Source organism: Chryseobacterium manosquense, assembly GCF_014623485.1.
GTDB lineage: Bacteria > Bacteroidota > Bacteroidia > Flavobacteriales > Weeksellaceae > Kaistella > Kaistella haifensis.
Genome location: NZ_CP060203.1, coordinates 366,797 through 385,873, shown reverse-complemented (window position 1 = coordinate 385,873; position 19,077 = coordinate 366,797). Strand labels below are relative to the sequence as shown.

The window sequence follows — 19,077 nt, the reverse complement described above, 5'->3', positions numbered from 1 at the left end:
TCTAAAATGTATCTGCCTTTAAAATATCCGAATAGTTCACCTTCATTTCAATGGTTCTTCCAGAGAATTGCTCTTCGATTAGCCGGATCATCATTACTTTACTATTCGGATAAGTGAACTTTTTGAAGACATAAATGTTCCGGTAATTTTTCCTGAAACTCTTTTGACCGTTTAACCGAAAAATCGGCGTCAGTTCAATACTCTGGTTGTTCGTTGCTTTGTAAATCTTTTTATCCTCAATCGAAAACTTTAAATCTTCAATGTCGTAACTCAGGTTGGTGCGGTTCTCAAAAGTCAAATCGAGAAAGATATAATCGCTCATCACGTAAACGTTGTTGAGCTGCATCGAGAGTTTCATATTTTTCTGTTCACGAATGGGCTTTTCATCGGTTTTTTTCTGAATAATTTGCATTGCAAACTTTGCCAGTTCCAAATTTGAAAAAGTCATTTTGTTAAACTCAATCGGCTGCATCGCTTCGGGCTGGATATGGATATTGGTGGCGATATTCCTGTTTTCAGAATTCCTGTAAACGGCCTTATATTGTGCGATAAAGGATTGTCCGACTACCGTGATGATTCCGACAGTGCTACCGTTGGAGAATGAATTTGGTGTTTTTGTTTTCTCTTTGGAATCGGCCGGAATATTGTCACTAATTCTAATTCTCGCAATGTTGGTGGTCGGTAAATCTCCCGTCAGTTGTTGCGTCGATAAATCTACATATTGAATCGGCTCCGGCGAAATAATGTGCAGGTTTACATCTTTGGTAATTTCAAGTTCGGGCAATTCCGACAGGATTTGTTCTTTGGTTGCCGTCTGTGCCATCAAAATATTGGCGATTAATGCGAATAGTAGTACGAATGTATTTTTCATCTTTTGGCTTTTATGGGTTTTTTGAATTTTTAAGTTGTTTTTCGTCAATCAGAAAGACATAGGAATTGTATTTCAGTTTGGCTTTATTGGTCTTAATCAGATTGGCAATGGATTTAGAGGTGGAGGTAAACAGTTTGCTTCCGATGCTCGTGAAGAATCCTGAACCGCCCATATCCATCTGCGTTCCCTGAACGGAATTACTTCCCATTTCACGGATCATCTCACGGAAAACACTTTGCGGAACATACAGCCCCTTCATTCCGTCCAAATCATAAATGGAGAGATGAACCGGCAGGATTTCCCCTCTGGTAAATACCGAGACAATGGTCAGGTCCACCCGCTGCATTGCAAACCCTGAAATCTGACCGTAAAGGATAGAACCTTTTTCAATCTTTCTTTGTCCCACGAATATATCTTCCAAAAGCCTAAATCGGATTCTGCTGCCGAGAAAACCTTTGTTGTCTTCATCGATTACGGCTTTTATGAAACTGTTCTCCGTTTCCCTGTAAAAGGCATTGAAGCCACTGTTTATTCCTGACTTGCTGACATTGAAGGTAGAGTTGAGAAACTCCTCCATTTTTTCCTTGTTGGCTTTCAGTTTCTGTTCTGCCAATAACTTGCTCTGGTATTCGGGATCTCTGGATTTTTCCAATGAATCCATCACCAGCATCTGTTCTTTCAGATATTTTACCGGGTCGGGCTGAACATTTTGTGTTTTTTCCTTAGGACTTTCTGAAGCATATTCGTTTTCAGGTTTTCCGTAGGATTTGTCGTTCAGCATCCGGATGATGTCTGCTGAGCGGTTGTAGTCCTTGTCTTCATTCTTGGGATTGTAATAAGACGACGGTTTTCCTTTTACCGGAATTTGATTCTGTCTTGATGACACCGCCTTTAGGGAATCTATCCTTCGTTTCTGGTCGATGGAAATTTGGTCTTGGTAACTCATTAAACTGTCATGTTCCTTGTCCAATCCTTCTAACATCGATCTGTTGTCGCCATTTTTGAAAAAGGCATCATACGCATCATTTTTGGTCATAATGGAATCCCGAGTTTCACCAAATGATGTCGAAAGTTCTTTAGGCTGATCCTTTTTGGTGTCTTCCTTGGTGAACTGCGCCCCCACATAAATGAAAAGCAACAGAAACGGAAGCGCCAACAGCGGCAGCACATATTTCTTGTCTTTAAAGTTTATTTTTTTCATTGAGTTGCTATTTTTAATTCAATTGCTTTCGGTACTACCGGAATTTTTTAGTTTTTGATACTGACTGTACAGGTATTCTATTCTCAGGCTGTCCTCCTTTCTCAGTTCGTTTCGATCTCTTTTCAGTTTTAAGCCCTTGAGTTCCTCCACTATGTTTTCCATTTCCTTATCCCTTTTTACATCGGAATTTTGGTGGACGGCACTTTTGTTATAAAGCACCGGCGGTTTGATTTTGAACAATGAATTAGACGGGAAGAAAATCCCCTGAATCAGTGAGCCGACAAACGATACCGACAGAAAAATCATCGAATACGCGAAAAACTTTTTCGGATGCTTTGCCGCCCGTTCCCATGCGGTCTTTGCAGTTTGTTTAAGTAAGGCAATCATTTTTAATAGGAATTTTTGGTTTGGTTCGACAGTTCTTCGTTATCAAGGATTCTCCAGTTCTTAAGGAGAACACCGTGAGGATTGTTGGGACTTCGGATGATGTCCTCAAAAAAGCCTTCGGTAACGAGTTTCCGGGTGATGACTGCTGATTTTCTGGTAATCATCTGCTTTCCGTAAAAGGAGAACTTCTTTTGCTCCATATTCAGTGAAATGGAATCCGTATGGATGCTCACCATTGAACTCGAAGCCACAATCTGGTTGTAGAATCCTTTTTCTTTGAGGTTGGTGTATTCTTTTTTTCCACTGTCGTCAATGAGGTAAAGGGATTTTTGAATATTTTCTTTGATGTATGCATCATCGGGAGCGAGCGTGAAAAACAGCCGGTGAAACAGTTCGATCTGGGCTTTGTATTCCACAGGTCGGTTCAACAGCACATCGGTTTGCTTTGCCAAAACCGGCACCCCGTTATCCAAAATGTAGATGGACTTTCTGGAATCCTGAATCATCTTGTAGGCGAAAAAGAAACCCGCCAACACGATAATGACTGCAAAAGCCACCGTTCCGAGGGAAACAATTTTGTTGATTATTATTCTTTGTTCTATATTTTTGATCAGCATGTTCTTATTTTTTTGAGTTATTCATTGCACTTCCTACCATTCCTGAAGGAGAACCTGCCGCTGCAGATTTTACTGCCGCACCTGCAACACTTGCTCCTCCCGTTTTGGCGGCAAGTATGGTGGTTTTGGCACCTCCGCTTATTCGTGCTGCAGCCATCTTCATCTTAGTCATCGCTCCGGCTCCTCCTGCTGTGACAATCGTATCGGCAATGGTTGGCGTCATCAGTACCCCGATTCCCGTCACGATGTAGGCGACACAGGTAAAAAGTTGGTTGTAGATCATTCCCGAATTGCTCACATAGACCATTAAAGCATCCAAATTGGTAATGGTTCCGTTGGTTAAAAGCGTGTCATACCGCTCAATTTCCATTTCATAGCCGGAAGCGATGAGCTGTTGCCCAATGTTGATGATGGTATAGGCAACGAAAGTGTAGAGATTAACATTGATGAATTTGGATACCCAGCTGTAGAGTGAGTTCTCAAATCCGGGTATGAGCGCCATTCCAACAGCAATCGGTCCCAAAATAATGAGGATGTAAGCCCAGATTTTTTGGATGAAGAATATCAGGTAGACACAAATCCTAAGAACGGAAAGACAGATAAATTCGATGATTTCAGCAACGAGTTTTTGCAATTGGAACTCCATCCGTATTTGCCATTCCTTGATGGGCTGGATGAGTTTATCCAATCCCTCGCTGATATCGAACCAGGAATCGTCCGCATCCTTTCCCGTGTTGTTGATGACGTCTTGTTTGGCGTCTTCATCGGCTTTCAACTTGATGACGGCATCCAGCAACTGCTGTTGCTTTTTGAAACGCTGCACTCTTAAATCATTCACTTCGGATTCAATGTCGCTGAAAATGGCGATTCCCGGTTCGGCAATGGCTTCAAAGGGTGCCTGAATCATATTCACGAATCCCGACCAATACACGAGGGTAAATCCTATGAGGATGGGCTTCAGCATCGGGGTGATTTCCCATTCGCGGTCTCCCGCCGCCATTTGCCAGCCCATATAACCGAGGTACATCAATGCTCCCAATCCTCCAATCGCCCTTCCGACCAATGCCGAACCTGCAGCACTGTCCTGAACGCTGTTGTCCAGTTTAGTGAAGACCTCCATAAACCATTTCTCAAATGCGCCGTCGCCTTTCAGAAATTGAAGCAGGTTGCTGTAATCACCGTCTGTTTGCGCAAAACCGAAGATGGGCAGTAAGATTGCCAATAGGCAAAACAATAGTGTGGTAGTTCTGTTCATCTTAAAAGCGGTGTTTGTATTGTTGCATCGTGTTGTGGATAATCTGCTTGTCCGAAGCAGGTGTCCACGCCTGTGGCAGAGCATAGGGTGAATGGTTTCTAAGAATATTTTTGTAGTCCAGTAACAGCGTAGTCCTATTGTTATACTTCCGTAATTCCTGAACCAATTTTCTCCACCGGATAAGGGTTTCGTGATACATAATGAAGCGTTTTCCTCTCGGCATATCCATACTTCTGGACATTGAATATTTTTCCTTGATCATATCCAGTTCTTCCTGCATTCTCTTGAGAGTTCCCGTGGTATTGAGCATATCGTACGTTTGCTGGTCTTTCAGCCGCCATTCGATAAAGTTCTGCGGAGTGTCGGGAAACTGGGTAATGGGCTTTAGCATCCTTTTATAGTAAAGCAACCAAAGCGGATCGGCATCAACCGTGGCGGATGTCCAATGTGCAAAATCCTGAACGCTTCTTTTATAAATGGTGTCGGAAGCAGCTTTGATTTTTTTGGCTTCCTCTTCTTCAATTTTTACCTGTGCAAACCGTTGGTTCTGTACTCCAGTCGGTTTTAGCGGTCGGATGTCTTCACTGTTTTTATAGTCCCTGTTGATGCTTGGCGCCCACATTCCCCAAACCGTAGCGTAGGCAAAGTTGGTCTGAATCCCCAAAAAATATTTGGGATAAGGTCGCCAGTCACCCCAACTTTGGAAGACCATTCTTTTGTGTTGGGCGACAATCGAGGGGTCATACAGTCTTTTGACGGTAAACTGTCCAAACACACACATCGAAATGAGAATTAACTGCAGCATTCCTAATTTTCTAATTAATTTTTTCATCTGTATTTTTTTATGTTTTTAGTTGAAGATGTATCGGTATTTCTGAATAATCTCCCCTACAATGGCTTTGTCGATGTTGACATAGTTTCTTAAGACCGGAACCTGATAGAGGTATGGGATTTTCTTGGCGTTCTCCAACCTTAAAATGATGTAGAGAATGTTCCCGTTGATATTCCGGACGCGGGTAAAAACTTTCTCAATCAGCATTTCCCTGTCCATCGCATCTATTAAGAAATCTTTATCCTCATTGAGGATGTCCTGCATGACTTCCTGTTTGAGTTTTACCGCCTGTTTGCCGATTTCCACGTAGTATTTGGAGACCAATACGGCATATTCAGGATGTTGAGCGGACAGGTTAAGCATCTTGTTGGAATTGGCAGTGATTTTTCCCATATACTGATACAAATACACCAGCTTTTTGCTCTGCGAAAGGGCTGAATTGACATTCTTAAGTTGCTGGTAAATGTATTCCTGAATGGCGATGACCTGCGCCGTCTTATTTTTGATATCGTCATACATTTCCTTCTGCTTTTCATAGGAATCCAGAAATGCCTGTTCGCTCGCCATTCTCACACCGTGGTTGGTGGTCAACTGAAGCAACAACCGGTCATTGAAGGCGATTTGCTGGGATTTTAATCCTGTAGCGAAGAGTAGTATTATCACAAAAAATATTTGTTGCATTTTATAGGGATTTTATTTGGTTCATAATACTTTCCACAACCTGCTTGTCACGGTTCACATAGTATTGAAATGCGCGCTTGTTGCGCAATACCTTGGCTTTGATGTCCCGAATTTTCAGCAGGATATGCGTGGAATTTCTGCTGAGTGTTTTTACCTCACCTAAGGCGTAATCCAAAAGGATCTTCCGTTCTGATTTTTCCATCTGGTTCATTGCACCGTAGGAAACCACAATCCCTATAATCAGCCTGGTCGCCATCTGCAGGTCGTCCACAAACTGAACCTGTGAGGGCAATACCGCAATGATGGACAACGGCGCGGTTTCAATCTCGTTCACAATGGCGGTCTGATTCTGGATGATTTTTGTGATCTCCCTGTTCATCGCAATTCCGGTCGGTATGGCTTGAATGGCAAACGATACGATCCGTAACCGGTCCTGAATCTTCGTGACCTTGTCCTTGAATCCGTTCCACTGCGTTCTGTTGGCAGTTTCTACCGTAGCATTGGCTAATTGGTTTTTCCGCATGTCCTTCTGCCTATCGTGTTCCTTCATCGTGGAATTGATTTCAATATTCATCATCGGAAAGGAAACATATTCTTGCTCCCAAGTCGGTGTGGAACCACCACTTGAGGAAGTCATTATGACATAGATTATTGGAAGAATTAGGATTAAAATGAGTTTTGTTTTCATTACTCCACTTTTAAAAATTCCTCTTATAGCGGTTCATTATATTTTCCACGATGCCTTTGTCGGTATTGATGTATCCGGAAAATGGATTGATGGAGTTCCAAAAGCCCAGTCGGTTGGCTTTCTCCAGTCGAAGTTTGATCGCCAGAAGCCATAGTTTCAGGTTTTTTACATTCTCGGAAATATTATGGAGGAGTTTATAGCGGTCTCCGGCGGTGGCAAGGTTGAGTTCGCCGGAAGCCAAAATATCCGAGACATCGGTCACGATTTTTAAACTTTGCTCATAGGTTTTCTGCGAGGCCTTCACTCCAAAAATGGCATATTCGGGATGTTGGGATGCTAACTGAACCACCTGTGAAGAATAGTGATAGCATTTATTCAATTCCGAGTAAATTTCCTTGACCTGAATGCCGTTCTGCAATGTTCCCGATACTTCTTTCAGACCTTTTAAAATCTTGTTTTGAATGTCATTCGCTACGACCATCTGCGTTCCCACCCAGGTTTGGGCATCTTTCAGTTTGGAGGTTTCCTCAATGACATCATTCTGTTTGGCTTTCAGATTCTCGGAGTAGAGAATCATCGCTGCTGTTACCGTGGGATCGATATAGGTGCTTTGGGCATAGCCTCCAATTCCCCAAAGAGAGAAAATGAGCATTAAGATTTTAAGACTAAACTTTTTCATATTCATTTTGTTTGATTAATTCTGCCAAACTGATGCTCCGGTCTTCCAATTCCTGTGAAATGATTTTGAAGACATTCTTACCTGTATTCTCCGGTTTTATTTTCTGATAGTAAGCGGTAAGTTTCGTGTCTATAGGTTTCTGATACAGATTGACCAGCGATACAAGGTTTTCAAGACCGTCTCCGAATTTTTTCAAATCGTCAATAATTTTGATTAATGCTTCTTCGTAATTGCCGTAGTGTTGGACATAATATTCAACTGCCGATTTCTCGGGTTTCTCGGTGGTGTAAGTCAAGTATTGCTCAAGAGAAACCTCATTGCCATACACCTCGCCTTTGGATCCCCGCTTCAGATAAAATTCCTTGAAACGGCTTCTTCCAAATTTGTTGTTCAGGTTATTGATTGTAAATATCTTGTTCTGCTCCACTTTGTTGAGGGAAAGCAAGGCCGCAATCCGGTCAAAATTGTCCTTGAACTTCTTCTGATCCAGCAGAATAAAAGTGTCGGAATTGTTGATGATACTGTCTTTTACCACTGCATTTCCGATAATATCGTCAAGTTCCTGCGTAACGACCACCGCTTCTCCCCAAAATTTTCTGACGGTTTTGTAGAGATAAAGGATATAGCCACCCATGAGTTTTGAGGCAATTGCCTTCCACGCTTCTTCTATAATGAGGGCTTTTCTGCGGTCTTTCCGAAGACGCATTTTTTGAATGAAAGTGTCCATAATAATCAAGGTGACTATCGGAAACAGTTTCGGATTGTCCTTCACATTGTCGATTTCAAAAACGATGAAGGGTTCGTCAAAGAGTGTATTGTCCGCACTTTCATTGAGCGTCGTTCCGTATCTTCCGCCTTTGTAAAAGTCTTTCAACACAAAGAGAAAGGTTCTTAAATTGAATTCTCTTTCGGTAATCGTGTGCTTTTTATTGTTCAGATAAAGCGGTAGAAATTTATCGCAGTAATCGTAAAATCCATTAAATGACAATTCTTTGGCTTCCAATCTCTCTTCTAATTCTTTGATTTTTTTAATGATGGAGGTTCTGAACGACGCATTCCATTCTTCAGCGGATTTGGGATGTCTGATCACCTCATTCGCCTTGATAAGGATGAGTTGGGTTTCGTTGTAAATCTGCCTTTTTTCCTGATCGTTCAGGGTTTCATAGGCTTCATAAACCTTGTAAAATTTTTCGCTGTCGTAATTCGGGTTGTTCAGATTTTTGTCGGGATGGTATTCTATCGCCAGTTTCCTGAAGGCTTCCTTAATCTCGTCCGCATCCGCATCGAAGGCAATTCCCAAAATATCGTAATAGTTGTTCTGTCCTTTAGCCTGATTCTCAAAATCAGAAAATAGATCTTCTTCGTGAATGTTGTATTTGCCAAGATACAGGATGAGTTCCTCCGTGGTTTTCTTTTCATACCACCGGGTTCCCGAATTGAAATACTGGTGATAATACGACATCAGCACATTGTCCAAAATGGATTTCTGAGCCGCGGACATTGCCGCATCCGCTCCCTGCCAAATGAGGAATATGAGGTTCGTGAGAAATTCAATTTTTTCAATGTTGAACTCTTTTTTGTCCATCAGAAACGGGTTCATCGTAATCGGTTTTTCTTCTGTGTACTGGATGTATCTTCCACCTTTATATTTGCAGGTTCCGGAATAGGAATCTCCTGTATCCACGATGACCACATCGTAATTGTAGGTCAGATACTGCTCCACGATGTTATTCATCAAAAACGATTTTCCTGAACCGGACGGTCCCAACACGAATTTGTTTCGGTTGTTGATTCTTCCCGTTTTCATTGGTAAGTCCGCAGGATCGACCTTGAGCGGAACGCCCTGTCTGTCGGTAAATCTTAAATAAAAGTTGGATTCTTCGTTCACGGGATAACTTTCCTTAAAAAAAAAACACAAGGCTGCTTCGCTTGTCGTCATGAATAAGTCATACTCCCGAAGTTCGGTAGCATTGCCGGGAATTGCCGAGCGGAAGAGTTCCAACTGGTTGTAGGCATTCTTGGAAACGATTATCCCTTTGGTGAAGAGTTTGTTTTCTATCATCGACTGGATGCTTTCCATTTTTTCCAAGGAGTCTGCTGAAAACATCAGGGAAAAATGGGCATTGACCACCAACTGTCCGTCGATGGCGATATTATGCAGCAGCGACTGAATTTCCTCGGCAATAATGGCGTTGGAAGGTGAATTGTTCGCCGCTCCCTCGTGCTTCTTCTTTTTCTTGTCAAGTTCCCTTTGCTGTGGTGCCTGCAATGGAATGGTGATGATCTGATTGTAAATGATGGTTTCGTAGTCCTCCAGTTCGTTGATAAAGGTGAAATTGTCCACCGCTGTTTCCGATGCAGCGCCGTTCCCGCCCAATACGGAATAAGGGTCTATTTCTGAAGGCAGGTCGATATTTTCGACATCGACGTAAGAAATGTTCTTGACAAACCGGCTGCCCATCTGTAGGTATTCGTTGGTGCTTTTGATATTGTCAAACACAGGGATTTCGGTAAACTGCATCGACAATACACCCGATATGTAAAATTCAAAATCCTTCTCGAAAAGGAATTCAGGTTCACACCCGCTCTGCTTGAGGAGCATCAGAACCTTTTGACATTTATCTCTTAAATCTTTATAATTCTTTTCAGAAAAGTCGTAAGGCTTGTTTTTCTTTTTGAGTTTGTCGTCAACAATATCTGTGAAAAACAACACGGTTTCAATGGTTTTGAACAGTCTGCCGTCAAAGTGTTCGGAATATTTTTGTTGTAGAAACTGGTTGGATGGTTCTGCCGTGTATCTCTTTTTTGAAAAAATATCGAGTTTCTGAATAATCCTTCCCTCACCGATAATCGATACGACCTGATTCAATACCGTATGGAAGTGCAGATAATTGTCCGGGTCTGCGGAATACTGCTCGACAATATTTTTGATTTTGATTCCAATGATGGGGTTTCCATACTGCCCGAAAAGCACGTCAAAATCCCAACCGTAGTCAGTGCCGTAGTCGTAGCCGATGAACGGAATGTCGAATGCCTGCTTTTTTGTCTTCATGTAGAATTTTTACTTTGTTACTTTTTTGATTTTTCAGTTTTTGAATGGTCTGCAAATTTCTTATGGTTGAATCTTTTAGGGAAAATCATTACCTGATCGAAGTTTTTGGTTTTGTCGTAGAGTCCGTTTTTGTCCTGCCTTCTGAAGATTAAATACACACCTCCCGCAGTGACTGCAAGTCCGAACAATGAACCCAATAATCCGAATTTGGATAAAATGAGTGCTGCAACGACTCCGCCTCCCACAACGCCGACTGCATAAAAGATGTATTTGCCTTTGAGTCCGAAAAAGACAAGGGGTTTTTTAAGCCCCTTGTAGAGGTAGTAACCCATCTTAGGCAAAGAATGCGGTTACAAATTCCGGAACGACAATCAGGAAAATCATGGCGCCGCCGTAGCCCAGGATTTCTTTGTTGACATCTTGATCACCGTTCGTCCATTTGTTGTAAACTCGGAGTCCGCCAATGAACCCGACCAATCCACCGACTGCTTTCAGGATGAGTTTGATGGGATCCCAATAATCTTTGATGTCACTTGCGGCATTCGAGATAGCTGTTGCACCGCCTTGTGCGAAAATTGGGGACATTGCCAACATCAGCAAGGCAACGGCTAGTACTTTCTTTTGGATCACTTTGGTGTTGAAATTTTTTTTCATCATTTTTTAAAATTTTAGGTTAGTTATATGGGTTTGTGTTTTCTTTACTGTGTGGAATGATAAACCTTTTCACCGTCGTAGTTTTTAACTAGTTTGATGGAGGTGTGTGCAAGACTGACCATTTTTTTCCAATACTGATCATTCTCTTCTTGTAGTGTTGGTTTTGGAATCTGAACTATTTCTTCCGCTTCAGTTTGGGATTCAACTTCTTCTTCGGGTTCGGTTGCACTTTTCTTTTCGGGTTGCTCTGATTCTTCTTTAGTTTCTGAAACCTTAATCTCTTCAGGTGATTCAGTTCTGGGAATATCTCCGTCCATTTCTTCCTCGGCTTCAAATTTTCTTCTCATTTCTTCCAAATCAGGTGGTTCGAAAATTTTCGATGGATCGACAGATAATGGAGGATGAACCTTCTGAAAGGATTTCGGAGTTCGGATATTTTCGACATCATCAATCTCAATACGACTTTCCGGCGGGCTTTCTGTTTTGGCAAAACTGACGAGGGAGAATTCCTCGGCTTCATCGGTAACGGCTGTTTTCTCTTTCTTCAAAAACAGGTCATAGACAATGTTTCCGCCGTAATACAGGACATAGATTCCTATTAAAATGAGTGAATATTTTAGCATTTTTATTTTTGGTTTTTTGGATTAAAGGGTTATTTTCAGTTCCTTGTTAATTTGTTCGATAATTTCGTTAAAGGGTCTTTTGACTGCATTTTTTTGGTCGTAATTCAATGTTCTTGTGTTAATGCTTTGAAGGCTGTTTCTTTTGTGTACGGAGTTTTCAAGCAGAAGCCCATATTTGGCAAGTTCCTGGTCCATTTCTCTTTGGTTCCGGTATTTGTAACCTTTGTCGTATTTAGAGCGGATAAAGATGCGTTCTGCCTCACTTTCCAATAAACCAAGCATATTTTTGAAGACCAAAGTCGATTTTACCGATACATCGGAGTACTCAAAGGGAATGATAATGAAGTCGCTGTAGATCAGCACATCGCTGTATTTCCGGTCAAGTGTTCCCGCCAAATCGAAGATGTAGATGTTTTCACTTTCCTTCAGTTCGATGACTTCTTCCAAATCCCTGAAAGGCGGTTTTGTATCATCCTCGCCGATGACTTCCACATCGTAGAGTTTGGGCAATTCCGATTCCTCATCATCCAGCCATTTAGAGTAGAAGGATTTCTGAAAATCGAAATCATAAACCTTAATGCTCCTTTCTGACACAATGGACAGATAATTGGCAAACGCAATGGCGAGGGTAGTTTTTCCGGCTCCGCCTTTTTGGGTAGCAAATGTGATAATCATTTTATTATTTGATGGTTGACGGTTATCTGTAATTTTATCTTCGCTTTTTACGTCTTTTTCTGAGTTCGTCTTCCGCGGGGTCTTTTCCCGATCCTGATGTTTTGGTGAACTGAAAAAACAATTCATTAACACTTTGGCGCAGTTCCTTTGACAGAATTTCATCTTCTTTTGTCTTTATGATCGGCTTTTCTTGATTCAGATTCAAAAATTTTTGATATTCTTTTTTGCCAATCAGATATTCTAGGGAGCCTACATAGTGAAGTTTTGAGTGGACAACATAATATTTTCCGTCTTCCGATTTTATGAGGTGTAGATCTTTTGAATTTTGTTTTTTCAGATAGTCCCTTACCTCATTTTTCACTGATTCGAAAATTTTCTTAGTCTTTCTGCTCTTGGTTTCAAAAAGCATAAAATCTTTCAGTATCGCTTCTGCATTGGTGCGTTTTAGATATTCCATCAGAATCTTTTTTAATGCATTGTCCGTAATGTTGTAGTCCTTTAAGCTTTCAAATAATTTTTTGTCAATCCTATCATCGGTTAACTCGAACAGTTCATTCATTTTGATGATGTCGTTTCCCTTATAAACCGTTTCGGTCTTGTGGTCAATCAGGCTGTATCCGAACGGTTTTTGTCCGTCTTTGTAGTGAAAGACCACATCAAGTCCGAAAATATCCCGTAACTTTTTTTGCATTTCGCTTTCAAACTCTATTTTAGCTTTCCAGTCTTTGTGCTTTTCTTCTGGAAGCATTGATTCCCTTTTTCTTCTATCTTCTACCCTGAAGACTTTGTTGGAACTGAGTTCCCTGTATTTGGTCAAAATGGCTTTCAACTGCAAACTCCTGCTGTCTTTTGAATGCGGGCTAAGTCGGATTTTGCTGCCGTCGATGGTTTTGAGAGGTATGCCGCTTTTAAGTATATCATATTTTTTTTCATCATTTGTGTTTTGTGATAGTCTGTATCCGCTTCTTTCCAGCAAGAGTTCAAGTTGTTTTAGCGAACCAATTCTGTATTTCAGTAATTTTTCAAGTTCCTGCTCCGGCGTAATGCCGTATAATTTTTCGAGGGTTTTTGAGAGGGCTTTCTGCGCTTTTAACCGCTCGTAACTGTCATTGATCTTTTTTCCGGTTTCCTTGTCCACCCTTGTCGAAACAATGTGAACGTGGTTGTTCTCCGTATCGTTGTGGAAGACCACTATGTAGGGTTGGTTGCCATAACCCATTTCATGCATAAAATCGTCCGCAACCTTTGTGAGTTCTTCCTTCTGGTGTGCCTGAAACTTGGTGGAAATCACAGCGTGGAACTGTGGCTTTTTTACTTTGTCGCTTTTCGAGATAGATTTTAAATAATCCCGAACCTGCTCCGGACTGCTACCTTCGTTGATGAAGGAGGGAAAGTTTTTCAACAGCATCAGTTCTCCAGTTCCTTTCTCCACCTTTTTGTCGTTGTACTGAACACCGTGAAAATTGGAACTTGCAGAACCTAAAATCTTAACGATCATTGGCGATGAGTGAATAAATTTTTAAGAATATCTCATTTTGCTTTTCCTTCAAGTCAACGATGGTTTTCAGTTGGTTTTGAAAATTGCTCAATTCGGTTTGGGAAATAAACTTTTGGCCATTAACGATTCTCGCTATCTGATTGATGTTGGTTTCAATCTTGATGAAGATGTTGTCCTGTTTTTCAATGAACGCTAATATTTTTTTTCTCTCATCTTCCAAAATTCTGTTCTCTACCGAATCGATAATTAAACTGGTGAGGGAAATTTTTCTCTTGGAACAGATTTTTTTCCACTTTTCTTTTCGGAGTTTTTGAACCCTGATCAGGATCACCTCTTCCTTTCCTTCTTTTGTCATTTTTCATATCGTTTGTTTTTGTTATTTTTAAGGCAGATAAGGCTTGATCCAATTGGAGTATCCCTGTACTTCACCGTAGGTGTAATATGAGGTGGACATGGCATTGAGTGAGGTTTGGGGAATTTGAATCGAGTAATTTTCAAGCAATGCCGGGAAAAACTGGGTGGAATTTTCAGTATGAAGTAATACGATTTGATTGGGAATGTAGCCGATGTCGCTGAAGATGCTTGCTATACTGATAAAGTCGATTCCTGTAATTGGTGCAGAATTGTAAGACCGGTAGATCTGGAATCTGACATTGACAATTCCGTTAACTTTTCTGAAAAGGACAAATCCTTTCAATCCTCCGAAATTTTTGGTTCCAATCGTGTAATATTTTGAAGAGGTTAGATAAGCATGACTGTTTCCTGAATAATTTACCGGTGCAGACCATGTTGAAGTCGCCGTTAAAGGATCAGTCCCATTTTCATCAAACGTCAAAACGATTCGGTATTCAGTCGGCTGTTTTTCTTTTGCAAAGTTTTGCCATACGTTACCATCAAAATAATACATTCCAGACTCGCTGACATTGATGACCTGCCCGGAAAGATTAGACGCCGGAGAGGTTACAAAGACTACCGCGCCCTTTTTTGTATTTGAATAAGATTTTGAAGCCAATTGGTCACCGGTAATTCTTGGTGGAATGATGCCATCGTAATGGCTGGGATCGTTTGGTTTTCCAACAACTTCAAAAGTTGTTTCAGGATTTGTGGTGTTGATGCCGACTTGTGCTTTTACCGATATGCCAACAATCAACAGAAAAAAATAAAGTAGTGTTTTCATCATTTTGATTAAAATTTCTTCTGCAAAGTTGAAACATCAAAACCGTGAAAACAATAGTATTCATGGGACGTGGACTAAATAAGACCAATCTGGACTATACTGGATTCTTGGAAGACTAAAAAAGAATAATCTGGACTATTCTGGACTCTTTGTTTAAAATTTCAGAAAAAACAGAAAAACAAGTTCCGCCGTTTTTCTCCCCTTTTTGCAAAAAAGGCAAGATCGTCATTGGTGATGCAACTTGAAAAGCTGTATATACAAAGACACATCTTGCTAAATGAAAGTTTTCAGATATAAGAGCTTAAAAAAATGTTTACAACGGACTTCGTTTAGGAAGTTTTTGCTTTTGAAGAAGAAAATAGAACAACTTTAGTAATTGATTGTAATTATTTTATGTCTGCTTCGCAAATAGTATACTTTTTTAGTATGGCCTATTATTGATCTGCAATTATTTCAGGTAGGCTGATAATAAACCTGCAATTACCTTATGCAGGTTTAGAAGTAACCTATCCAATTTATGTGCAGCAATGAAAACATTAATTCAGCTGTTGCTTTTCTCATTTGAGAAACAACCTATCTTTATTTGCTGCAGGTAATAGATTTGACTGCATGTTTTTTGCGCAGGTTGAGAAGAGACCTATCCAATTTATGTGCAGCAATGGAAGCATTAATTAAGCTGTTGCTTTTCACAATTGAGAAACAACCTATCTTTAATTCATCACTGCTTCTACGCTCCATTTCGGTTCGGGGTCTGGAAGTTTGATTTCCTGTCCGTTGTCTCTCAAGATAAATACTCTTTCTAGTTGGGTGGCTAATAACATAATTTCTGTTTTTTAAGGTTCTAATCTGTAACTTCATTTTCCTGTATGGCATCCGTGAAAAGACTTGGTGCAAAATGTCTTTCGTATTCGTCCTGCTTTTTGCGGATGGCTTCTGCAAAGTCGGGAAACTCTGATGGTTTGGGAAGTGCCGGCCACGCTTCTTTGTATTTTTTCTCTTTGACTTCCTTTTCTTTTTTCTCTTTATCGGCTTTTTCCTTTTCCATTGCGGATTTCTGTTTGGCTTCTTCGAGTTGCTTCATTAACTGCTCCATATCCACCATCAGTCCCGATGCGGTTTTTAGCGGTGTTGAAATACTCTCAAAAAAAACCGTTATCCAATTCTTCGGCTGTTCCCCGAAGATTTAAAGGCGGAATAAGTTTTCGCGCATCGTCCCCGCATTGCTCGTTGTGGAGCAATACGGAAAGGACGAAACGATGTTCTGCGGCTGGTCTTAATGTAATCTGCAAATCGCCTGTAAGGTTTAAATTGGCGAGTTGTCTGAAAAAATTGGTCTGCATAATTCTGTTCTTTTTGAATTGTTATTGTTCGTATTTGTTCTTAATTTTTAATCAAACTGCATTGCTATTTGCAATAGTTGGGCATTCTCATTCCTGCTTCTCACTTTCCTCTCCAGTAAGGTTTCCAATATTTCAGCATCACTGTCATAGGCTTCTCTTTCAAAATAGTAAATGCCAGTTTCATCATCATATTGATACTTTTCAAAATCTTCACCGTCCACGTCGATTTCAGTCAGTATGCTATCTTCATAAATGCTCCTACCGTAAACCAGGTTTCCCATTTCCTCGTAGTCGTGGATAAAGTCCACATTAAAACGTTCCGCTATCTGAACCAAAACTTTGGTATTCTGCGACCATTTCGTTTGACAACTGAAAATGCAGTCGCCTTCATCCCAAATGATGTCGAAGAAATATACTCCGACTTTTGGATTAACAAAGTCCGGAAGTTGTCCGCACTGTTCGCTTCTTTCAAGGTTTATCATTCTCCGGAACTTCGATTTTATCTGTTCCAATGCCGTTTCGTTGCCTTCAAAAGCAAGCGTATTTCTACACCAGTTTGCCATAATTTTTTGGTTTTAAAGGTTCTGTATTTTCATAAATGTAGGTTCCGCTTGTCTTCAGCGGTTCTTTTCCCTCTGTCAGTCGGATTTCCGACTTGAACATTTTGGAAAGGTTTCTCGCATAGCGTATTGCGGTTGTTCTGTCGCAATGGGTTTTGTAATACACCTCTATTTCTTCCCAATTTCTCTTGTCGGTTCGGTGTTTCATTTGAAAATTAAATTGTGCTGTCATTTTGTGATTTTTTAGAATGGTAAATCGTCTTCGGTTTCTTCTGCGAAAGGGCTATCGTTTTGTGGTTGCGAAGTTTGTCTTGTAATGGTTTGGGTTGCATCCAACCTTTGTCCGCCGCCGTGAAGTTTAATTTTGGAGGTGTAGAAGTTCAGTCCAGACTTTATTTCTCCATCCTTTCCTATCCACGCACTCGAACTGATTCTTCCCGATAATTCTACCAATGTTCCTTTTGTAAGGATTTTGGCGACATTCGGACTAATCCAATAAGAGCAGTTATAGTAAGAGGTCTGTTCCCTGCGTTCGCCGTCTTTGGTTTTGTAACTGTCGTTGATGGCTACTGAAAAATTCACGACCTGTCTGTCGTTTTTAATTTGATTGATTTCTGCGTTTTTGGTAACTCTACCGATAATTGTGTTCATAATGTGTGTTTTAAAAAGTTGATATTTCGTTGATTTTCTTTTTGTTAATTGGACAAATTTTCGAGTGAATTGATTTGGTATCGAGGACACTCGGCTTTTCTTTTTATTTTACATAGTGGTAAAGACACTATTGTTTCCTGTATTTTTTTGTTTTTTAGTTGATGTCAAAGAGCGTCTTTTGTTGAATTGATTCGTACAACTGAGGTTCCGGCTTTTTCTTTGCCGATGACCATAGGACGGTAACAGACACACAAAACCCGATTCGTTCCACTGATGAAACCATCAATGCCGAATCGGGCTTGAAATCTTTTTGTCCGAAGGATTTAGGAGTGTCTGGAAAAATTATTGGAGCGTGCGGAAAGAATTTTTGTAGAAACCCAAAAAGATTTTTTTGAGTGTCTGTTGCCGTCCTACATTTGCAAACGTAAAGGCCGAACCAAGGTTGGAGAAAGTGTAAAGGATGCTGTTGTCACAAAGAAATAAATGAAAAACATGACAATTTCGGATTTAATCCATTTGAATCGAAAATTTTATCGTTTATTCGAACACCACCACTCATTCAAATCCTTAAAACTGTGATAAATTAACGAGCAATCCTCCACATTTCTATATTGATTTTGAATTTTCAGTTTAACCGATTTTCCATTCTCATCATTGTCTAAAAACAGAAATATTTGGCTATAATTCTTTAGGATTTCTTCCGCTTTAAATAGCATTGAAGTAGAATTCAAAATTAAATAATCGCAAGTTGAGCTTTGGTTTTTCTCCAAATTTCGGAAAGTGAGATAATCGAAAAAACCTTCAAAAATTGCGATTTCTGAATTTTTTGTTTCCGATTGAATGAGTGTAATATCTTTTTTGCCAAGACAGATTTTTGAATAAGCATGACGAATTTCAAATCCCCCGGATTGATTTTCAAATCCAATTCCAAAGCCTTGTTTGCCACCGATTTCATAATGAATTTCTTTCACCAAATCTTTTTGTTCAAATACTTTTCGTGATTTTAAATAATCTACCAAAGCCGGATGCTTAACTTCCTGAACTTTAGTAATTCTGTAATTTTGTAATTTTATAGTTGGAATTTTTGAACTTGATTTTTCTCTGATGCCAACAAATTGTGAAAGGTATTTCAATGCATCAGAAACGGAACATTTCTTTATTAACTGAACGATGGAAATAACATCATAACTTCTGCCTGTACCAAAATCGAAAGCTTGGTTGTTTTTAAAATCCACCGAAAGACTTGGGATTTTTTCCTCTCTGTCCAACGCAAAGTAGAAAGCGGTTTTCTTATTTTCTTTGACGGGAAAATGATTGAAGGATTCCAAAACCGAGCGGATGCCAACTTTTTCTTTGATGTTTTTGCAATTCATTTTTTTTTTTTAAAGCAATTGACTTATCCACATTTCCTTTTAAATAAAAAAAACTTTTTAGTTTCCTTTAATACTACTTTTAGTTTACGTTCGAAACCCTCTTTGAAAAAGGGTTTGAATCTATTTTTCGGTGAGTCCAATTCCGAAATTCTGTGAGTGCAATTCCGAAAATGTGGTGAGTACAATTCCGTAAAACAACCTGTTTTTTGGTGAGTGCAATTCCGAATACAATTTTTACTATTATCCCGAATCTTGAGTTATCC

At 40.1% G+C, this 19,077-nt stretch carries 23 protein-coding genes and 1 pseudogene; all 24 read right to left on the bottom strand.

Annotated elements, in window-relative coordinates; genetic code table 11:
* Nucleotide 1: 1 nt before the first annotated feature.
* The 24 genes and pseudogenes from traN to H0S70_RS01685 all read right to left on the bottom strand — a co-directional run bounded on the left by traN (nt 2) and on the right by H0S70_RS01685 (nt 18,814).
* Nucleotides 2–871 carry a conjugative transposon protein TraN gene (gene traN, locus H0S70_RS01795; protein WP_188321500.1) on the bottom strand — a complete coding sequence of 290 codons (870 nt, stop codon included), beginning with the start codon at nt 869–871 and terminating at the stop codon, nt 2–4.
* A 10-nt stretch (nt 872–881) separates the two neighbouring features.
* Nucleotides 882–2,072 carry a conjugative transposon protein TraM gene (gene traM, locus H0S70_RS01790; protein WP_188321499.1) on the bottom strand — a complete coding sequence of 397 codons (1,191 nt, stop codon included), beginning with the start codon at nt 2,070–2,072 and terminating at the stop codon, nt 882–884.
* 18 nt (nt 2,073–2,090) lie between these two features.
* Nucleotides 2,091–2,459, bottom strand: coding sequence for a hypothetical protein (locus H0S70_RS01785; RefSeq protein WP_116096261.1), 369 nt, complete (start codon nt 2,457–2,459; stop codon nt 2,091–2,093).
* A gap of 2 nt (nt 2,460–2,461) precedes the next feature.
* Entirely contained in the window at nt 2,462–3,076 is a 615-nt protein-coding gene (traK, locus tag H0S70_RS01780; RefSeq protein WP_116096259.1) for a conjugative transposon protein TraK, read from the bottom strand.
* 4 nt (nt 3,077–3,080) lie between these two features.
* Nucleotides 3,081–4,331: a type IV secretion system protein gene (locus tag H0S70_RS01775; RefSeq protein ID WP_188321498.1), complete on the bottom strand. Its 1,251-nt coding sequence runs from the start codon at nt 4,329–4,331 to the stop codon at nt 3,081–3,083.
* Nucleotide 4,332: 1 nt separating this feature from the next.
* Nucleotides 4,333–5,163 (bottom strand): hypothetical protein, encoded by an 831-nt coding sequence (locus H0S70_RS01770; protein WP_188321497.1) that lies wholly within the window; start codon nt 5,161–5,163, stop codon nt 4,333–4,335.
* Between the two features lie 18 nt (nt 5,164–5,181).
* Nucleotides 5,182–5,844 carry a hypothetical protein gene (locus H0S70_RS01765; RefSeq protein WP_188321496.1) on the bottom strand — a complete coding sequence of 221 codons (663 nt, stop codon included), beginning with the start codon at nt 5,842–5,844 and terminating at the stop codon, nt 5,182–5,184.
* A gap of 1 nt (nt 5,845) precedes the next feature.
* A complete protein-coding gene (locus H0S70_RS01760; protein ID WP_188321495.1) occupies nt 5,846–6,532 on the bottom strand; it encodes a hypothetical protein in 687 nt (228 codons plus the stop codon).
* A 10-nt stretch (nt 6,533–6,542) separates the two neighbouring features.
* The gene (locus tag H0S70_RS01755; RefSeq protein ID WP_188321494.1) at nt 6,543–7,211 is read right to left on the bottom strand and encodes a hypothetical protein; all 669 of its coding nucleotides are present in this window, start codon (nt 7,209–7,211) and stop codon (nt 6,543–6,545) included.
* Nucleotides 7,198–10,263 carry a TraG family conjugative transposon ATPase gene (locus H0S70_RS01750; protein ID WP_188321493.1) on the bottom strand — a complete coding sequence of 1,022 codons (3,066 nt, stop codon included), beginning with the start codon at nt 10,261–10,263 and terminating at the stop codon, nt 7,198–7,200. The genes H0S70_RS01755 and H0S70_RS01750 overlap by 14 nt, the downstream gene beginning before the upstream one ends.
* Before the next feature lie 17 nt (nt 10,264–10,280).
* The gene (locus tag H0S70_RS01745; protein WP_188321492.1) at nt 10,281–10,595 is read right to left on the bottom strand and encodes a DUF4133 domain-containing protein; all 315 of its coding nucleotides are present in this window, start codon (nt 10,593–10,595) and stop codon (nt 10,281–10,283) included.
* 1 nt (nt 10,596) lies between these two features.
* Nucleotides 10,597–10,917 (bottom strand): DUF4134 domain-containing protein, encoded by a 321-nt coding sequence (locus H0S70_RS01740; protein ID WP_088264230.1) that lies wholly within the window; start codon nt 10,915–10,917, stop codon nt 10,597–10,599.
* A 44-nt stretch (nt 10,918–10,961) separates the two neighbouring features.
* The gene (locus H0S70_RS01735; RefSeq protein WP_188321491.1) at nt 10,962–11,540 is read right to left on the bottom strand and encodes a hypothetical protein; all 579 of its coding nucleotides are present in this window, start codon (nt 11,538–11,540) and stop codon (nt 10,962–10,964) included.
* A 21-nt stretch (nt 11,541–11,561) separates the two neighbouring features.
* Nucleotides 11,562–12,215, bottom strand: a complete 654-nt coding sequence (locus tag H0S70_RS01730; RefSeq protein WP_088264199.1) for a ParA family protein — start codon at nt 12,213–12,215, stop codon at nt 11,562–11,564.
* 34 nt (nt 12,216–12,249) lie between these two features.
* The gene (locus tag H0S70_RS01725; protein ID WP_188321490.1) at nt 12,250–13,713 is read right to left on the bottom strand and encodes a relaxase/mobilization nuclease domain-containing protein; all 1,464 of its coding nucleotides are present in this window, start codon (nt 13,711–13,713) and stop codon (nt 12,250–12,252) included.
* A complete protein-coding gene (locus H0S70_RS01720) occupies nt 13,703–14,068 on the bottom strand; it encodes a hypothetical protein (RefSeq protein ID WP_188321445.1) in 366 nt (121 codons plus the stop codon). Before H0S70_RS01720 ends, H0S70_RS01725 begins: the two co-directional genes overlap by 11 nt.
* Before the next feature lie 27 nt (nt 14,069–14,095).
* Nucleotides 14,096–14,893 carry a hypothetical protein gene (locus tag H0S70_RS01715; RefSeq protein ID WP_188321489.1) on the bottom strand — a complete coding sequence of 266 codons (798 nt, stop codon included), beginning with the start codon at nt 14,891–14,893 and terminating at the stop codon, nt 14,096–14,098.
* A gap of 710 nt (nt 14,894–15,603) precedes the next feature.
* Nucleotides 15,604–15,711, bottom strand: a pseudogene (locus H0S70_RS01710) (PRTRC system protein C); the annotation flags it as partial.
* Between the two features lie 20 nt (nt 15,712–15,731).
* Nucleotides 15,732–15,992 carry a hypothetical protein gene (locus H0S70_RS14555; protein WP_317173162.1) on the bottom strand — a complete coding sequence of 87 codons (261 nt, stop codon included), beginning with the start codon at nt 15,990–15,992 and terminating at the stop codon, nt 15,732–15,734.
* Between the two features lie 37 nt (nt 15,993–16,029).
* The gene (locus H0S70_RS14550) at nt 16,030–16,230 is read right to left on the bottom strand and encodes a hypothetical protein (RefSeq protein WP_317173161.1); all 201 of its coding nucleotides are present in this window, start codon (nt 16,228–16,230) and stop codon (nt 16,030–16,032) included.
* A gap of 47 nt (nt 16,231–16,277) precedes the next feature.
* The gene (locus H0S70_RS01700) at nt 16,278–16,793 is read right to left on the bottom strand and encodes a DUF1281 family ferredoxin-like fold protein (RefSeq protein WP_188321487.1); all 516 of its coding nucleotides are present in this window, start codon (nt 16,791–16,793) and stop codon (nt 16,278–16,280) included.
* Nucleotides 16,777–17,022 (bottom strand): hypothetical protein, encoded by a 246-nt coding sequence (locus H0S70_RS01695; protein ID WP_116096233.1) that lies wholly within the window; start codon nt 17,020–17,022, stop codon nt 16,777–16,779. The genes H0S70_RS01700 and H0S70_RS01695 overlap by 17 nt, the downstream gene beginning before the upstream one ends.
* Before the next feature lie 11 nt (nt 17,023–17,033).
* The gene (locus H0S70_RS01690) at nt 17,034–17,441 is read right to left on the bottom strand and encodes a single-stranded DNA-binding protein (RefSeq protein ID WP_188321486.1); all 408 of its coding nucleotides are present in this window, start codon (nt 17,439–17,441) and stop codon (nt 17,034–17,036) included.
* Between the two features lie 530 nt (nt 17,442–17,971).
* Nucleotides 17,972–18,814 carry a toprim domain-containing protein gene (locus tag H0S70_RS01685; protein ID WP_188321485.1) on the bottom strand — a complete coding sequence of 281 codons (843 nt, stop codon included), beginning with the start codon at nt 18,812–18,814 and terminating at the stop codon, nt 17,972–17,974.
* Nucleotides 18,815–19,077 lie beyond the last annotated feature (263 nt).